A 17079-nucleotide genomic window follows, 5' to 3' on the forward strand; every position below is an offset into this window, starting at 1 on the left:
CTAAAACTCAAACTGATAGAGCAGATCAAGTGCCTGGTCTACGCCGGACACTGCTTCCAGATATAGCTTAGGCATCAGGCGATAGCGTAACGTGAGTGTTGCCAGTGAGTCAAAGATCCCCACACCATATTTTACCTGCAGACCCGGCAGTACATAGCCGCTGACCACCACCTGCGAGGAGTCACCCACGCCCTGGGTGTCCAGCGCCAGATTACTTACGCCGAACGTCTCGCCGATTTTACCCACAACCTGCCCACTTTGTGCAACCCCCAGCCCCACGAGCATCGAGGTCATCGCCGCACTGTCGCTCTGACCGCTGTCGAGACCCTGTCCGCGCAGCAGGTAGGAAAGAGCCTCTTGCTGGGACATCGCCGGGTCAGAGAAGATCTCCGCCTTCGGTTCGTCGGCGGAACCGGTGACGCGTACCCCGGCAATGACGTCGTTTTCCGTCGCTTCCGGGTTACGAATCGCTTCGATATTCAACAGGGGCTGATCCGGTGGACCAGAGAACAGCAGCTCGCCTTTACGGACAATCAGATCCTGACCATAGGCGTGGAAGCGCCCTTCAGGAATATTGATCTGCCCGTTGAGGCCAAGCCCTTGTTTATCCTGCGCCACCTTCAGGTCGCCCGTGAGCCTCGCCTTCAGCCCAAACGCATCCAACCGCACGTTATTCCCCACGTGCACGATAAGGTTACTATTGATCGGTATGCCAGCGCTCTTCTGTTCGACAGGTTTCAGATTTTCATTGAGCATAACTTCATCACTTGAGACGCCGACCGCGCTTTCCGGCACGTCGTGAACCACGATGCGCGCCCACGGCACGTCGACGCGACCGTCAAGCGTGAAGAGGCTTGGCGTGGCCTCAAAGACCACATCAGGCGAGACGTCCAGGCGCACCATTGGCGGCACGGTGATACGCACCTTGCTGCCCTTCGCGGCAATACGGGCGCGCCAGTTGTCGAGCTGGCTCCAGTCTGCGTCGCCGCTCAGGTTGATTTGACCTTGTTGCGTCAGCACCGATCCGCTCAGCGTCGAGCTCATGCCGTTGAAGTTCATCGCAATCTGGCTGGGCTGCATGTCAAACGGCATAAAGTTGCCGTCGATGTCCACGCCGCTGAGCCGCATCTGACCGAACAGCTGCGGGCTTTGCGCGTTGCCGCCCAGGCGCAGGTTAGCGTTCAGCATGCCCTCGGCCTTTTCCCCGCGGGCGAAAATCGGGTTCACCATCGCCAGGTTGAAGTTGCGGATATTGACGTCGCCGCCCAGATTACGCCGTCCCTGCGGGTCGGTAATCTGGACCTGACCGTCAAGCTGTCCGTTATTGGTGAGGCGGATCAGCCACCCCAGCTCCGCACGGTTGTTATGCAGGTCCGCGCTCAGGTTGAGCGTATCGAACGCCACCGGCAGCGGCGCGTCGTTGACCTCCTGCGTCACCTTCACGTTACGCCCGGACAGCGTGACGCTGCCCTGCGGCAGCCCCTCTTTGGTGGTGTCCCAGGCCACGTCGGCTTTTCCGCTGAAGACGCCGCTGGCCTGGGTAGTGTCCGGCATAAACGGCTTCAGCATCGCCAAATCGAAGCGGTTAAGGTTGATCTGCGCGCGCCCTTCCGCGCCCTCATCGATGGTCTGCGGAACGCACAGTTCCGCATTCGGGTTAGTCCAGCAGTGCGGCCCAATGCTGATCTTCTGCTCGGCGTTGCGGTAGTCCAGCGCGATGGATCGCGACAGCGCCAGCGGCCCGACCGGGGTATTGAATCGCGTGTTGTCCAGCGTCCCTTTCCAGCGCTCTTCCTTGCGGTCGAAGCTGCCGGTCAGGTGAAGCTGGCCGGAGACCGGCTCGCCCTGCACCCGCAGCTGGAGGTCGTGCTGCTTCTCGCTCCCTTTCGCGTCAAGGGTGACCAGGCTGATGTTCACGTCCGGCTGCGAAATGCGCTCCACGCGCAGGTTCAGGTTACCGCCGATCTGGTCAGTGGATTTCACATCCCCTTCCACCCGGACGCGAGCAACGCTCAGTTCTTGCCAGCGCAGGTTATTGGCGGTGATATCCGCCAGCAGCTGCGGCGCGTCTACCGTGCCGCGCACCTTCACGAGTCCTTTCGCCGTACCGCCCAGACCCGGCAGGGCGTTGTCGAGATTCGGCGCGTCGATGGTGGCGTCCAGATTGAGATCTTTCACCCCCAGCTCGCCTTTGATGTCCGCCGTGTTGCGGCCCAGCGCCACGTGCAGGCCCGGGATCACCCACTGCAGGTAGCTGTTGCCTTTCACCGAGCCTTCAACGTTAACCTTATTCTGCTTGACGTTCCCGGTGAGCTTAATTTCCGGCACGTCCATCTGCCACGTGCCGCCGTACAGGCTGCCGCGCGTTTTGATCAGGCCATCCAGCTTCGACGGCCAGTCCGGCACCTCTTTGGCGGTGTTAATGCCCGTCAGCTTCAGCTCGCCGCGCCAGCTGATCGCCTGCTGCCAGTCGAGCAATGCAGTCAGCTCGGTTTTGCCTTCCAGCGCCGCGACGGTCAGCTTGTCGAGGTTGACCTGCCGCTCGTTGCCCTTCGCATCCAGCATGATGTTCGCGGGCGGTACGCCCTGCCCCTTCACCGCGGTGCGGAACGAGAGCGTGTAGTCGGTCATCTTGCCGCTCAGCTTCAGCTTCAGGTCATCGGCCTGGAACTGCTTTTCGCCGGTGAACGGCCAGGAAAGCTGCTTGCTGACGACCTCAACATTGAGCGGCAGCCCGGCTTCCGCCAGCTGGGTTTGCGCGCGCAGAACCATGTCCACCGGGCCGGAGAGATTCACGCCTACATCCAGCCTGTCGCGCAGCGCCCCGCCCACTTTAACCTTCACCTTTTCGCCTTTGAGCGGGTCGATGTTGAGCGCGCTGTTCAGCGTAATATCCACCGGCCAGCTGTCGCGCAACAGGGCGTTCCCTGACGCGTTAACCGAGCCCTGATTGGTGTCGATATCCAGCGCGTCGAGCTTCATGTTACCGTCGATGCTGCTGACCTTCAGCAGCATGGTGTAGACGGTCAGGTCGGTATCGCCGGTCAGGCGCAGCTGCTCGCCTTTGAACTCCTCAATATTGAGGTTCAGCGGCAGATGGACGTCGGTCATTTCCGGCAGGACAGGCTTTGAGAAAAGATCCTTCAGCGTTTCACCCAGCGGCTTTTCTTCCGGCTGCGGGTTCTGGATCTTCGGCTCGACGATCTCTTCCTGCGCCACGTCGGCCACTTTCGGCAGCGCGATCAGCAGGCCCTGCAGCGAGGTTGGCGTGAGGGTGAGGTTTTTCTCCTGCCAGCGCAGGCCGGAGGTGAAATCCATCACCGACACGGTGGTGTCGTCGATGTTGATATTGACGTTATTGAGCGCCACCCGATAAAGCGCGATCGGGTACGGCGTGGAGAGATTGAGCGGGCCGCTGTCCTCTTCCTCGACCGGCGCGGACTTCGGCATTTTCTTCGAATCGATCGCTACGTTGACGTCTTTTAGCGACAGGTCGTTGACGCAGAGTTTGCTGTCCCGCAGGCAGCCCAGCTTCACCGCCAGGTGGAACTCCCCGGCGTTCACCGCCACGCCCGGCTGCGTATAGCGGATGTTCTTCAGGCGCAGGTCGCGCCAGCCGCCCGTCACCTGACCAATCTCCAGCCCCGGCACCCAGCGGTTCGCGGCGTTAAACAGCAGATGCAGCCCGGTCGTCGTTCCCACCAGAAACGCCACCGTACCGAGCAGCAGCACGATAAAAATCAGCACCCCGAGGCTTATCTTCTTCCATAAACTCATAATTCAGGCCCCAGACCGATGTAAAACTGTAATCCGTGTTCTTCTTTATCGCCGACCGGCACGGCGAAATCGAGCTTGATCGGCCCGACGGGCGACTGCCAGCGTACGCCTACGCCCGCGCCGGTTTTGAAATCGCTCTTGCGGATGTCGCTCACCGCCTCGCCGCCGTCGACGAACATGGCACCCCACCATTTGCCGCTGACGTTGTACTGATACTCCAGCGAGCCGGTCGCCAGCTTGGAGGCCCCGATCAGCTTGCCGTCATCGTCTTTAGGCGCGATAGATTTGTATTTGTAGCCGCGGATGCTGCGATCGCCCCCGGCGAAGAAGCGCAGGTCAGGCGGCACTTTGTCGAAGTCGCCGGTTTCAATCCAGCCGAGGTTGCCGCGCATCACAAAGCGGTGTTTGTCATACAGCGTCCGGATCCAGACGTTTTGCGCCTGAATGACCGAGAAGTCCACGTCGGAACCCCACAGGGTGTTGGAGTAATCGATGGAGTAACGCTGGGAATCGCCCCAGGTCGGCATCAGGCCACCGCGCGAGCGGGTCCGGCTGATCATCACCCCAGGATAGAGCAGCATGGTGGTGTTGGTGACGTTGGCCTGGGTAAAGTGGTCCAGGCTCCAGCGCAGGTTGATGGCGCGCTGCCAGCCGCTGGAGAGATCCCAGTAACGCGATACGGCAAGGGTGGTGGAGTCGGACTCGGTATCGTTAAGATCGGTGCGCTTAAAGCCCCCCTGAACCAGGTAATACTGCTCAAGCGGATTTTTCAGCAGCGGCATTTTATAGCTGAAATCAAGCTGCTGTTCCGGGGCGGAGATACTGGCGCTGGTGGTCAGGCTGTGGCCGTAGGAGTTCATCCACGGCTTTTTCCAGGTGGCCTTCACGCGCGGGCCGACGTCCGTCGAATAGCCGACACCGGTCTCAATGGTGTTCTCGGTGCGCGGCGAAACAACGCCATGCAGCGGCAACACCTTGGTTTTGCGAGACTTATCAAATTCCGGTGCGACAATCACGGAGTTAAACCAGCCGGTCGCGGAAAGACGGCGGTTCAGTTCCGCCAGGTCCTTCGACTGGTAGTAATCGCCTTTTTTGAACGGCACGAGGTTTTGCAGGTACTCTTCACGGATTTGTGAACCTTCAAAGGTCACATCGCCAAAGCGGTAGCGTTCCCCGCTGTCGTAGTCGATATCCCAGAAGGCCTGACGCCGATCCAGCGCAATGCCCAGCTGGCTTTTATCGAACTGGCTGTCAAAGTAGCCCTTGCGCAGGGAGACGCTCGTCAGCTCTTTTTTGAAATGGTCGTAGTCGCCGTGGTTCAGCACGGTACCGATTTTCGGACGCGTGCTGAGCAGGTCCAGGTAATCCCGGTCGGTACGCGCCCCGCCGCGCAGGATGACGTTCGTGCCGCCAATCAGTACCGGCTCACCCGGCGAAACGCGGGCAATAAGCACCTGACGCCCCTTCTTTGGCGGCGGGCGGAGATCGAAATCAATGGTGGGCTCATAATAACCCAGCGCTTTTAGCCCTTCCCGGATCGCATCGTCGACGCGCGCGCGAAAACGCCGGTCCGGCGTTACCTCATCACTCTGGATGGTCGATAGCTGCGCGCGCACGTTTTTTTCCAGCGCCCCGGATAACCCCTCAACCTGCAAACGGACATTCGCCGCGCTGGCAATCCCGCTTGTCAGCAATACACTGACTAAACATAACTGGCGGATTTTTGTCACGTTTTCTCCTGAATATCCCTGTTTCCACCCTGGAAGCAAATGCAGTGCCGCTCCGCGGCAAAATACGGCCTGATGGCCAAAAACCCGAATCGCGGGTTGAAAATGGGTGTAACACCCAAATATTTCTTATGATTAAATCTAGACTGATTCAGCGCATTTATTGTGTTCAATTAAACGCGTCGTGACAACCTTAACTGAAACATCGCACCCCGGGAGGCCCCAACGTGAGTTTATTCGACAAAAAGCATCTGGTTTCACAAGCAGATGCATTACCGGGACGCAACACCCCTATGCCTGTGGCAACCTTACACGCCGTTAATGGCCACTCTATGACCAACGTGCCGGATGGCATGGAAATCGCCCTGTTCGCCATGGGCTGCTTCTGGGGCGTTGAGCGCCTCTTCTGGCAGCTGCCCGGCGTTTACAGCACGGCGGCGGGTTACACGGGCGGCTACACGCCGAACCCAACCTACCGCGAAGTCTGCTCCGGCGAAACCGGGCATGCGGAAGCGGTACGCGTGGTGTATGACCCAACCGTAATCCGCTACGAGCAGCTCCTGCAGGTTTTCTGGGAGAATCACGACCCGGCGCAGGGCATGCGTCAGGGCAACGACCACGGCACGCAGTACCGCTCGGCCATTTATCCGCTCACGCCCGAGCAGGATGCCGCCGCGCGCGCCAGCCTTGAGCGCTTCCAGCAGGCCATGCGTGAAGCGGGCGACACGCGCGAGGTGACCACGGAAATCGCGACGGCAAAACCGTTCTACTACGCCGAGGACGATCATCAGCAGTACCTGCATAAAAACCCGTACGGCTACTGCGGTATCGGGGGCATCGGCGTCTGCCTGCCGCCACAGCTGGCCTGATTACCGATCCAGCGCCGCGCGTGCCGCGTGGCGCTCATGGTTCTCTCTTCACATAAAGCCCCCCGCTAGCGCCTCCTCCGGGCATCTTCGCCAAAATGTGACCTCTGGCAGATTTACATCTCTTTACGCTATACTACCCGCTGAAATAATCGGCTCAACGCTACGAGCTGACGTTCAATGTGTTTCCACACAAATGGTATCAATTCCCCTTCTGAGGATCTGGCGAGAAGCCGGATAAACTATGTTAAACAGTATTTTAGTAATACTTTGTCTGATTGCCGTCAGTGCATTTTTCTCGATATCTGAGATCTCGCTGGCCGCGTCCCGTAAAATCAAACTGAAGCTGCTTGCCGACGAGGGCAACATCAATGCCACCCGCATCCTGAAAATGCAGGAAAACCCGGGCATGTTCTTTACCGTGGTGCAGATTGGCCTCAACGCGGTCGCCATTCTTGGCGGTATCGTGGGTGATGCGGCGTTTTCCCCGGCGTTTTATAGCCTGTTTGTGAAGTACATGTCCGTGGAACTGGCCGAACAGCTAAGCTTTATCCTCTCCTTCTCGCTGGTGACTGGCCTGTTTATCCTCTTTGCAGACCTGACCCCGAAACGCATCGGTATGATTGCGCCAGAAGCTGTGGCTTTGCGTATCATCAACCCGATGCGCTTCTGTCTGTACGTATTCCGTCCGCTGGTGTGGTTCTTCAACGGTCTGGCAAACGTCATTTTCCGCATCTTTAAATTGCCTATGGTGCGTAAAGACGACATTACCTCTGACGACATCTATGCGGTGGTGGAAGCCGGTGCGCTGGCCGGGGTGCTGCGTAAGCAGGAACACGAGCTGATTGAGAACGTATTCGAACTGGAATCCCGTACCGTGCCGTCTTCGATGACGGGCCGTGAAAGCATTATCTGGTTCGATTTACATGAAGATGAGCAGAGCCTGAAGAACAAAGTGGCGCAGCATCCGCACTCTAAGTTCCTGGTCTGTAATGAAGATATCGACCACATCATCGGTTACGTCGACTCCAAAGACCTGCTGAACCGCGTGCTGGCAAACCAGAGCCTGGCGCTGAACAGCGGCGTGCAGATCCGCAATACCCTGATAGTGCCGGACACCCTGACGCTCTCCGAAGCGCTGGAAAGTTTCAAAACAGCCGGGGAAGACTTCGCGGTGATCATGAACGAATACGCGCTGGTGGTCGGTATTATCACCCTCAACGACGTGATGACCACGCTGATGGGCGACCTGGTGGGCCAGGGGCTGGAAGAGCAGATTGTTCAGCGTGACGATAACTCATGGCTGATTGACGGCGGCACGCCGATTGAAGACGTGATGCGCGTGCTGGATATCGACGAGTTCCCGCAGTCGGGGAACTACGAGACCATCGGCGGCTTCATGATGTTTATGCTGCGTAAGATCCCGAAACGTACCGACTCGGTGAAGTTCTCCGGCTATAAGTTTGAGGTGGTGGATATTGATAACTACCGCATCGACCAGCTGCTGGTGACGCGCATCGACAATAAACCGACCGTGCTGGTACCCAAGCTGCCGGATGCGGAAGAGAAGGTCTCAGCGTAAGGTTTCTGCCCCCACAAACATCAACGGCTCCCATCGGGAGCCGTCTTTTTATCTACTACTACTGCATAGCACGTTGGTTAAGCCATCTCAGTTTGCAGACGCATAACCTGACGGTTGACTTCGGACATCACAGACAGGTGCTGTTTGTCCTTCACTTTTGGGACAAGGATTTTGCCCTTATCAAACTCAAAAGCGCCAACATCCTTGATGTACAACCGTCCACGGAACAGGATCTTCACGTACTTCGCCACCTGAAGCGGGTTGTAGCGTTGGAAAATTTTCATTCTTGTATCTCCTGCGAATCATACGCTCTTGCGGTGCCACAATCGGCCCGACTGTTCTGAGCGCAAATTTTGATGCCCAATGACTATAGACCAGAACTACGGTGTTACCCAGTGTGCATAAGTTTATTTACCGTTTGATTACAATTATTCAGAATAATCTTTGCAAAGCGTGACTGGGCGCAGTATAAGCCGTCGTTTTTTCATGGATATGTGCGTTCGCCCGCAAACTGGCATCGGGATTGCGGGAAAACCACATTGATCGCACTTATGATTAAAAGCGCAAGACCAAGTGGTCGGATCACCTGCAAACAATAAGGAAACGCCATGACCCTACGTAATATCCTTGCAGCAGCCTGCCTGCTGCTGCCCCTGTGGGCTTCCGCTCACAACATTGAAAAAGGACAACGTGTACCGCCAGTCGGCATTGCGGACCGGGGAGAATTGATTCTCGACAATGATAAGTTTAGCTACAAACCCTGGAATAGCGCGCAGCTTGCGGGCAAAGTGAGAGTTGTACAACATATTGCCGGTCGTACATCTGCAAAAGAGAAAAATGCCAGCCTGGTGGAAGCGATCAAGGCCGCAAAACTCCCTCACGACCGCTATCAGACCACCACGATCGTCAATACCGATGACGCCATTCCGGGCTCCGGAATGTTCGTGCGCTCAAGCCTTGAGAGCAATAAAAAGCTCTACCCGTGGTCGCAGTTTATCGTCGACAGCAACGGCGTGACCCGTAAGGCCTGGCAGCTGGAGGAAGAGAGCTCCGCGATTATCGTGCTGGATAAGGACGGTCGCGTACAGTGGGCAAAAGACGGCGCGTTAACTCAGGAAGAGGTGCAGCAGGTTGTCGACCTGCTGCATAAGCTGCTGGCTCAGTAAATGGAGACGCGGAAGCCAGGGTTGAGGAAGGATTCGCGCGGGGTATAGTCGAGCGGCTTGCCCTGCCAGTCATGAACATGCGCCCCGGCGGCCGCGGCAACGGCATGACCTGCCGCGGTATCCCAGACGTTGGTTGGCCCAAAGCGAGGGTAAAGCTGCGCATGGCCTTCCGCCACCAGGCAGAATTTCAGCGATGAGCCAATCGAGGTAGTCTGGTGTTCGCCCAGCTGTTGCAGGTACTCCTGCAGCTCGCTGTCGCTGTGCGAGCGGCTAATCACCACCAGCGGCGGACGGGCATCGCGCACCTGGATCTGCTTGCGCACGCCGCACTCTTCCTTCCACGCCTTCCCTTCTGCGGCGCTATACATCACCTTCATGACCGGGGCGTAAACCACGCCCAGCACCGCTTTGCCCTTCTCAATCAGGGCGATATTAACGGTAAATTCACCGTTGCGCTTGATGAACTCTTTTGTGCCGTCCAGCGGATCGACCAGCCAGTAGCGCTGCCAGTGCTGGCGCTCGTCCCAGCTTTGCGGCGCTTCTTCTGACAGAACAGGGATGTCCGGCGTTAAGTCCTGAAGCCCTTTCAGAATCACCTTATGCGCCGCAATATCCGCCGCCGTGACCGGAGAGTCGTCCGCTTTGCTGACAACCTCCATAGGCTTTATACCGTCATATACCTGCATGATGGTATCCCCCGCATCCCGTGCGAGCTGACAAATTTTATCTAGCATTTTCCACCTCTTTGTTAACGCAGTGAGGTTAACTCTTTGTTTTAGTTATATCGTAATGTGAACAATTCCGCTATCTGTGAAGCAATTCCGGTTTCAGGTTCCTTTTTTCTGTCAGGATTCACATTTCTGTAAGCAACACGCTATAGATACATACTCTTTTGTGGTCTTCATCGAAAAAAGGACTCCTCTGATGATTAAGTTTAGTGCAACGCTTCTGGCGACGCTGATTGCAGCGAGCGTGCAGGCGGCGACGGTAGATCTGCGTATTCTGGAAACGACCGATCTGCACAGCAACATGATGGACTTCGATTACTACAAAGATACCCCAACGGAAAAATTCGGACTGGTACGTACGGCAAGTTTGATCAACGCGGCGCGTGGCGAAGCAAAAAACAGCGTGCTGGTCGACAATGGCGATCTCATTCAGGGCAGTCCGCTTGGGGATTACATGGCAACCCGGGGGCTGAAAAAAGGCGAGATCCATCCGGTGTATAAAGCGATGAACACCCTGGACTATACCGTCGGCAACCTCGGCAACCACGAATTCAACTACGGCCTGAAATATCTGCATGACGCCCTGGCCGGTGCAAAATTCCCGTACGTTAACGCCAATATCATCGACGTTAAGACCCAAAAGCCGCTCTTTACCCCTTATCTGATTAAAGAGACCGAGGTCGTCGATCGGGACGGTAAAAAGCAGACGCTGAAAATCGGCTATATCGGTTTTGTCCCGCCGCAGATCATGACGTGGGATAAGGCCAACCTCGACGGTAAGGTGACAGTTAACGACATCACCGAAACCGCGCGCAAATACGTGCCGGAAATGCGCGAAAAAGGCGCCGATCTGGTGGTCGTTGTCGCCCACTCGGGGCTCTCCGCCGATCCGTACCAGGCCATGGCAGAAAACTCCGTTTACTATCTGAGTGACGTTCCCGGCGTTGACGCGATCCTCTTCGGCCACGCCCACGCGGTCTTCCCGGGCAAAGATTTTGCCAGCATCAAAGGGGCGGACATTGAGAAAGGGACGCTCAACGGCGTACCGTCGGTCATGCCGGGCATGTGGGGCGACCACCTTGGGGTGGTGGATCTGGTACTCAATAACGACGGCGGCAACTGGAAGGTCACCCAGTCAAAAGCCGAAGCGCGACCGATTTACGACGCTGCGGCGAAAACATCGCTGGCGGCGGAAGATAAAAAGCTGGTCGACGTGCTGAAGCACGATCACGACGCCACCCGCGAATTCGTCAGCAAGCCGATCGGCAAATCTGCCGATAATATGTATAGCTTCCTGGCGCTGGTGCAGGACGACCCGACCGTTCAGGTGGTCAACATGGCGCAGAAGGCCTATGCCGAGCACTTTGTGCAGGGCGATCCGGATCTGGCCAAGCTGCCGGTGCTCTCCGCCGCAGCGCCATTCAAGGTGGGCGGGCGTAAGAATGACCCGGCAAGCTACGTTGAAGTCGAAAAGGGCCAGCTTACCTTCCGTAACGCCGCCGATCTCTACCTCTACCCGAACACGCTGGTAGTGGTAAAAGCGACGGGTAAAGAGGTGAAGGAGTGGCTGGAGTGCTCGGCCGGGCAGTTTAACCAGATTGACCCGCACAGCAGCAAGCCGCAGCCGCTGATTAACTGGGACGGCTTCCGCACCTATAACTTCGACGTGATCGACGGCGTCAACTACCAGATTGACGTCACCCAGCCGGCGAAATATGACGGCGAGTGTCAGACGATCAACCCGCAGGCGGAGCGCATCAAGAACCTGACCTTCAACGGCAAGGCGATCGATCCGAATGCGACCTTCCTGGTGGCGACCAACAACTATCGCGCCTACGGCGGTAAGTTTGCCGGCACGGGTGATGGCCACATCGCCTTTGCCTCGCCGGACGAGAACCGCTCGGTGCTGGCGGCGTGGATCAGCGCGGAGTCGAAGAAGGCGGGCGAAATACGTCCGGCAGTGGACAACAACTGGCGTCTGGCGCCGATCCACAGCGATACGCCGCTGGATATCCGTTTCGAAACGTCACCGTCCGATAAGGCCGCGGCGTTTATCAAGGAGAAGGCGCAGTATCCGATGAAGCAGGTCGCGACGGATGATATTGGCTTCGCGATTTATCAGGTAGACCTGAGCAGGTAGCGGTGATTATGTCGGGTGGCGCTTCGCTTACCCGACCTACGGGTTTTGTAGGCCGGGTAAGGCGAAGCCGCCACCCGGCTTTTACGCCGCGCGATCGTCCCGATTCGCCATCACTTTTGGCGTGTTCACCTCAATCCAGTCCGCCAGCGCGGCGACCTTCTCGCTGACCTCCATGCCCATCGGCGTCAGGCTATACTCTACGTGCGGCGGCACCACCGGGTACGACACGCGATCGACAAACCCGTCCTGCTCCAGCGCCTGAAGCGACTGGGAAAGCATCTTTTCGCTCACCCCGCCCATTTTACGGCGCAGATCGCTAAAGCGATGCGTTCCCTGACGCAGGGCCAGCAGAATCAGGACGCCCCAGCGGCTGGTAACGTGCTTGAGCACCTCGCGTGAAGGGCACTGCTCCGCAAAAAGATTGCCATCGCGCATTTGCTCGCTGAGCGTCGGTATCGTTGTTTTCATACTTACCTTTTTGTACGTACTTACTAAAAGTTAGCTATGGTGCTAGTGTGCCACAACACCAGACAAACACGAAGGAGATTCATCATGATCGCGATTACCGGCGCTACCGGCCAGCTTGGCCATCTTGTTATTGAACAGCTGTTAAAAACCGTTCCGGCCAGCCAGATTGTGGCTATCGTTCGTAACCCGGCGAAAGCGCAGGCCCTGAGCCAGCAGGGGCTTGTGGTTCGTCAGGCGGACTACACGGATGAAGCCGCCTTTACCGCCGCGCTGAGCGGTGTGGATAAGCTGCTGCTGATCTCCTCCAGCGAAGTCGGCCAGCGAGCAACCCAGCACCAGAACGTGATTAACGCCGCCAAAGCGGCAGGCGTGAAATTTATCGCCTACACCAGCCTGCTGCATGCGGATACCTCACCGCTTGGTCTGCACGTTGAACACGTAGCCACTGAAAAAGCGCTGGCGGCGTCCGGCATTCCGTATGCCCTGCTGCGCAACGGCTGGTATACCGAAAACTACCTGGCGAGCGCGCCACCGGCAATTGAGCACGGCGTGTTCATAGGTGCGGCAGGCGAAGGCAAAATTGCCTCTGCAACCCGTGCAGACTATGCCGCAGCGGCAGCTAAGGTGATTGCTGAAGAGGGCCATGCGGGCAAGGTGTATGAACTGGCGGGCGATCGCGGCTGGACGCTGAGCGAACTGGCGGCTGAACTCAGCAAACAGAGCGGGAAGCCGGTGAGCTACCAGAATCTCAGCGAAGCGGATTTTGCCGCCGCGCTGAAAAGCGTCGGCTTGCCTGCCGGGCTGGCAGATATGCTGGCGGACTCCGACGTCGGGGCGTCCAAAGGAGGACTCTTTGACGACAGTCGTACCCTGAGCAGGCTGATTGGCCGTCCGACCACCCCGCTGGCGGAGAGCGTCAACGCCATCCTGTAATTGTTACGGATTGGTTATTTTTTGTGGCGTCCCTGCGGGTCATCTCTGATAATGAAGCGATGACCCGTAAGGAGGCTCACCGTGCAAGGCGTACCGGAACAGTTTATTGATGAGAGAGACAGCGCGCGCTTTCGCCATCTGGCGCAGCTGCCGGGCCTGGAGCTGTATCACGCGCATATTTCTGACTACGCCTTTGAGCCCCATACCCATGAAGCCTTCGGGATCGGCACGATTGAAACCGGTGCAGAACGCTTTCGCTATCGCGGTACCCAGCATCTTGCGGCAGAAAAATCCGTCGTCACCATGAACCCGGACGAGATCCATACCGGCGAATCCGCCACCGAAGGCGGCTGGCGCTACCGGATGGTCTATATCGAACCCGATCTGCTGGAAGAGGTGACCGGCCTCCGGGACTGGTGGTTCAGCGAGGTAACCCGTCATGACCCGCTGCGCTCGCAGCAAATCGGCAGGCTCATTTACGGCCTGTGGCACACGGACGATCCGCTTGCGCAAAAGGGATTACTGCTGGATCTGATCGAGACCTTCCGGCCGTTTGCCCATCACGCGCCGGTGGTTCTGGAAGGCGCGCATCGCTTCGAACGGGTACGTGAGTATCTGCACGACAACTATATGCACGCCCTGACGCTGGACGAGCTGGCCCGCGTCGTTTCGCTCAGCCCGTACCATTTTCAGCGCCAGTTCAAAGCCCATTTTCACGTGACGCCGCACCAGATGCTGATGGCCATTCGCCTGTGGCGCGCCAAAGCGTTCCTCACCCACGGCATGCCCGCTGCCGAAGTGGCTGCCGCGACCGGGCTGACCGACCAGTCCCATTTAACCCGCGCGTTTACCCGCCGCTACGGCATTACCCCCGTGCGCTACCAGAAGCAGGTCATCCGGCGCTGATGCGCAACCTCATACAATACGCGCGCAATTACGCCTCCTACACTGCATACAGCATAAATATCTGTAGGTGGAAAAATGATTAGTGGTGTGTTGTATGCCCTGCTGGCCGGGATGATGTGGGGGCTGATTTTTGTCGGCCCGCTGATCGTACCCGAGTATCCTGCAATACTGCAGTCGACCGGTCGCTATCTGGCGCTGGGGCTGATTGCCCTGCCTCTGGCATGGCTGGGGCGCGCGCGCCTGCGTCAGCTCAGCCGTCAGGACTGGGTGACCGCGCTGGCGCTGACCATGATGGGCAATCTTATTTACTACGTTTGCCTCGCGAGTGCCATTCAGCGTACCGGCGCGCCGGTCTCTACCATGATTATCGGCACGCTGCCGGTCGTCATCCCCGTCTTTGCTAACCTGCTCTACAGCCACCGGGATGGCAAACTGGCGTGGTCAAAAATGGCCCCAGCGCTGATCTGCACCGCCGTGGGGCTGGTATGCGTCAATATTGACGAACTGCGTCATGGGCAGGCGGACATTGACCTGTGGCGTTACGGTTCCGGCATTCTGCTGGCGTTCATTTCCGTGGCGTGCTGGGCATGGTATGCCCTGCGTAATGCCCGCTGGCTGCGGGAGAACCCGGACAAGCATCCGATGATGTGGGCAACGGCGCAGGCGCTGGTCACGCTGCCCGTTTCCATCGTGGGCTATCTCGGTGCATGCCTCTGGCTTGGCCATCAGCAGCCGGACTTCGCCCAGCCCTTTGGGCCGAGACCGTGGCTATTTATTGGTCTGATGGTGGCGATTGCGGTGCTGTGTTCATGGGTAGGCGCGCTGTGCTGGAACGTGGCCAGCCAGAAGCTGCCGACGGTGATTTTAGGGCCGCTGATTGTCTTCGAAACCCTGGCCGGGCTGCTTTATACCTTCCTGATGCGCCAGAGCGTGCCGCCGCTCTTCACGGCCTGCGGGATCGCGCTGCTGGTCGTGGGGGTGGCGATGGCGGTGAGAGCGAAGCCGGAAAAACCGAGGGTTGTTCCGGCATCGGAGAGGTGATTTTTGCCAGGTGGCGCTGCGCTTGCCCGGCCTACATAACCGTAGGCCCGGTAAGGCGTAGCCGCCACCGGGCAAGCCCTTAAAACGTCTCCCAGTTCCCTTCAGACGCCGCCGCTGCGGGCTGCGCTTTTGGCACATAGGTTTTCACCGGCGCGGCTTTAACCGCCTGATTGCGGGTAATTTTGAACACCGCAACCGCGTCGTTCAGGCGTGCAGCCTGATCTTCCAGCGCCGCCGCCGCCGCGGCAGACTCCTCCACCAGCGAGGCGTTCTGCTGGGTCACGCGATCCATCTCGGCTACCGCCTGGCCCACCTGGTCGATACCGCGGCTCTGCTCGTCAGAGGCCGAGGCAATTTCGCCCATGATGTCGGTGACGCGCGTGACGGCATTGACGATCTCTGCCATCGTCGCCCCGGCTTCGTTAACCAGCTGCGAGCCCGCGTTCACGCGTTCGCCGGAATCGTCGATCAGCGCTTTGATCTCTTTCGCCGCCTGGGCGCTGCGCTGGGCGAGGGTACGCACTTCCCCTGCCACCACCGCAAAACCACGCCCCTGCTCGCCCGCGCGCGCCGCTTCTACCGCCGCGTTCAGCGCCAGAATGTTAGTCTGGAAGGCAATGCCGTCGATCACGTTAGTAATTTGCGCGATTTTGCTGGAGCTGGTGGCGATTTCGTCCATTGTACGTACCACGCCTTCCACCACGTTACCGCCCTTCTTCGCCGTTGAGGAGGCGTCCAGCGCCAGACGCGAAGCCTGACGCGCGTTATCGGCGTTTTGCTTCACGGTGGCCGTCAGCTGCTCCATGCTGGCTGCCGTCTCTTCCAGAGAGGCGGCCTGCTGCTCGGTACGGGAAGAGAGATCGTTGCTGCCCGCGGAGATTTCTCCTGCGCCGGTGTAAATGGTATCTGCCCCTTCACGCACCACGCCCACGGTGTTCGCCAGCGAGGTTTGCATCTCCTGCACGTTACGCGCCAGGACAGCCATTTCATTTTTACCTTCTGCCTGAATCGGCTGGGTTAAATCCCCTGCCGCAATGGCGCGAATATGGTTAATCACCTCTTCCAGCGGCAGCAGCAGCACGCGGCGCATGGCGACCCAGCTGGAGATAATCACCACAATCACCAGCAGCATGACCGCAGAGAGGATCCACAGGATGTGCTTGTAATCACTTTCGTTATCCCGAATGCCTTTATCGGTGAGCGCGGCCTGCGCTTCACGCCATTCACGATAAACCTTCTGCATCGCGTTTTGCTTTTGTTCAGCATTCTGCTTGAACATATCTTCCAGATTGCCCTGGCTCAGCAGAACGTTCATTTGCGTCAGCGTTGCAGAGTAAATGCGGTACTGCTCTTCAAGCTGATTCGTCAGGTTCTCATCCAGCCCCGGCGTGTCCGGTAAGGCATAGTATTTATCGTAATGGACCTGGGCTTCAGCCAGCAGGTTTTTCGCCGTGGTCACCAGCTCGTTCAGCTGACCGCCGTTAATTTGCGAGGCCATGCTGCTTTGCAGGCGCAGCATGCCGCGGTTCAGGGTGACGCGCGCCTGGTTCAGGCTGATCCACGCATCGGTAAACTCCGCCACGTTCTGGCTGGAGACCTGTGACACGGTGAAGTTGTTTTTATCGTTATTCAGCGCGTTGATAAAGATACCGGCGGAAATCACTTGCATGATGCCGAGCGCAAGCAGCACCGAAATCAGAAGGGTAATGACTTTTATACGTTTAAACATGCGTTGCCTTTGTTTT

13 protein-coding genes are annotated in these 17079 nt (G+C 58.0%); 7 read left to right on the forward strand and 6 right to left on the reverse strand.

The genetic code is table 11. The features are described from left to right. Positions 1 to 3777 (reverse strand): autotransporter assembly complex protein TamB, encoded by a 3777-nt coding sequence (tamB, locus tag ACMWKK_RS09210; protein WP_406542785.1) that lies wholly within the window; start codon positions 3775 to 3777, stop codon positions 1 to 3. Beyond that, the gene (tamA, locus tag ACMWKK_RS09215) at positions 3774 to 5507 is read right to left on the reverse strand and encodes an autotransporter assembly complex protein TamA (RefSeq protein WP_045329834.1); all 1734 of its coding nucleotides are present in this window, start codon (positions 5505 to 5507) and stop codon (positions 3774 to 3776) included. Before tamA ends, tamB begins: the two co-directional genes overlap by 4 nt. Before the next feature lie 224 nt (positions 5508 to 5731). Between tamA and msrA the strand changes: the two genes are divergently transcribed. Then, a complete protein-coding gene (gene msrA / locus ACMWKK_RS09220; RefSeq protein WP_045329837.1) occupies positions 5732 to 6373 on the forward strand; it encodes a peptide-methionine (S)-S-oxide reductase MsrA in 642 nt (213 codons plus the stop codon). 241 nt (positions 6374 to 6614) lie between these two features. Beyond that, positions 6615 to 7952 carry a hemolysin family protein gene (locus tag ACMWKK_RS09225; RefSeq protein WP_023310162.1) on the forward strand — a complete coding sequence of 446 codons (1338 nt, stop codon included), beginning with the start codon at positions 6615 to 6617 and terminating at the stop codon, positions 7950 to 7952. Positions 7953 to 8029: 77 nt separating this feature from the next. Here the strand turns inward: ACMWKK_RS09225 and ACMWKK_RS09230 are convergent, their stop codons facing one another. Then, the gene (locus ACMWKK_RS09230; RefSeq protein ID WP_008501430.1) at positions 8030 to 8236 is read right to left on the reverse strand and encodes a DUF1107 domain-containing protein; all 207 of its coding nucleotides are present in this window, start codon (positions 8234 to 8236) and stop codon (positions 8030 to 8032) included. A gap of 324 nt (positions 8237 to 8560) precedes the next feature. Between ACMWKK_RS09230 and ACMWKK_RS09235 the strand changes: the two genes are divergently transcribed. Continuing rightward, positions 8561 to 9118, forward strand: coding sequence for a YtfJ family protein (locus ACMWKK_RS09235; protein WP_045329839.1), 558 nt, complete (start codon positions 8561 to 8563; stop codon positions 9116 to 9118). Here the strand turns inward: ACMWKK_RS09235 and cysQ are convergent. Beyond that, positions 9112 to 9852, reverse strand: coding sequence for a 3'(2'),5'-bisphosphate nucleotidase CysQ (gene cysQ, locus ACMWKK_RS09240; RefSeq protein WP_112780428.1), 741 nt, complete (start codon positions 9850 to 9852; stop codon positions 9112 to 9114). The two genes, ACMWKK_RS09235 and cysQ, sit on opposite strands and share 7 nt — an antisense overlap. A 190-nt stretch (positions 9853 to 10042) precedes the next feature. On the opposite strand from cysQ, the gene ACMWKK_RS09245 reads away from it, so the two are divergent. Next, complete coding sequence (locus tag ACMWKK_RS09245) at positions 10043 to 11986, forward strand: bifunctional 2',3'-cyclic-nucleotide 2'-phosphodiesterase/3'-nucleotidase (protein ID WP_112780427.1); 1944 nt, start codon at positions 10043 to 10045, stop codon at positions 11984 to 11986. 81 nt (positions 11987 to 12067) lie between these two features. Here the strand turns inward: ACMWKK_RS09245 and ACMWKK_RS09250 are convergent, their stop codons facing one another. After that, entirely contained in the window at positions 12068 to 12454 is a 387-nt protein-coding gene (locus ACMWKK_RS09250; protein WP_048994033.1) for a winged helix-turn-helix transcriptional regulator, read from the reverse strand. A gap of 84 nt (positions 12455 to 12538) precedes the next feature. Between ACMWKK_RS09250 and ACMWKK_RS09255 the strand changes: the two genes are divergently transcribed. The 3 genes from ACMWKK_RS09255 to ACMWKK_RS09265 all read left to right on the forward strand — a co-directional run bounded on the left by ACMWKK_RS09255 (position 12539) and on the right by ACMWKK_RS09265 (position 15334). Further along, positions 12539 to 13387 carry an SDR family oxidoreductase gene (locus tag ACMWKK_RS09255; RefSeq protein WP_112780426.1) on the forward strand — a complete coding sequence of 283 codons (849 nt, stop codon included), beginning with the start codon at positions 12539 to 12541 and terminating at the stop codon, positions 13385 to 13387. A gap of 81 nt (positions 13388 to 13468) precedes the next feature. After that, on the forward strand, positions 13469 to 14293 hold the full coding sequence (locus ACMWKK_RS09260; protein WP_112780425.1) for an AraC family transcriptional regulator: 825 nt from the start codon (positions 13469 to 13471) through the stop codon (positions 14291 to 14293). Between the two features lie 75 nt (positions 14294 to 14368). After that, positions 14369 to 15334, forward strand: coding sequence for a DMT family transporter (locus ACMWKK_RS09265; protein ID WP_112780424.1), 966 nt, complete (start codon positions 14369 to 14371; stop codon positions 15332 to 15334). 79 nt (positions 15335 to 15413) lie between these two features. Here the strand turns inward: ACMWKK_RS09265 and ACMWKK_RS09270 are convergent, their stop codons facing one another. Then, positions 15414 to 17063 (reverse strand): methyl-accepting chemotaxis protein, encoded by a 1650-nt coding sequence (locus ACMWKK_RS09270; RefSeq protein WP_112780423.1) that lies wholly within the window; start codon positions 17061 to 17063, stop codon positions 15414 to 15416. Positions 17064 to 17079: the final 16 nt, after the last annotated feature.

It is taken from the genome of Enterobacter sp. 01-M-03-SI-ECC (assembly GCF_047530215.1).
In the GTDB taxonomy this organism is placed as follows: domain Bacteria; phylum Pseudomonadota; class Gammaproteobacteria; order Enterobacterales; family Enterobacteriaceae; genus Enterobacter; species Enterobacter chengduensis.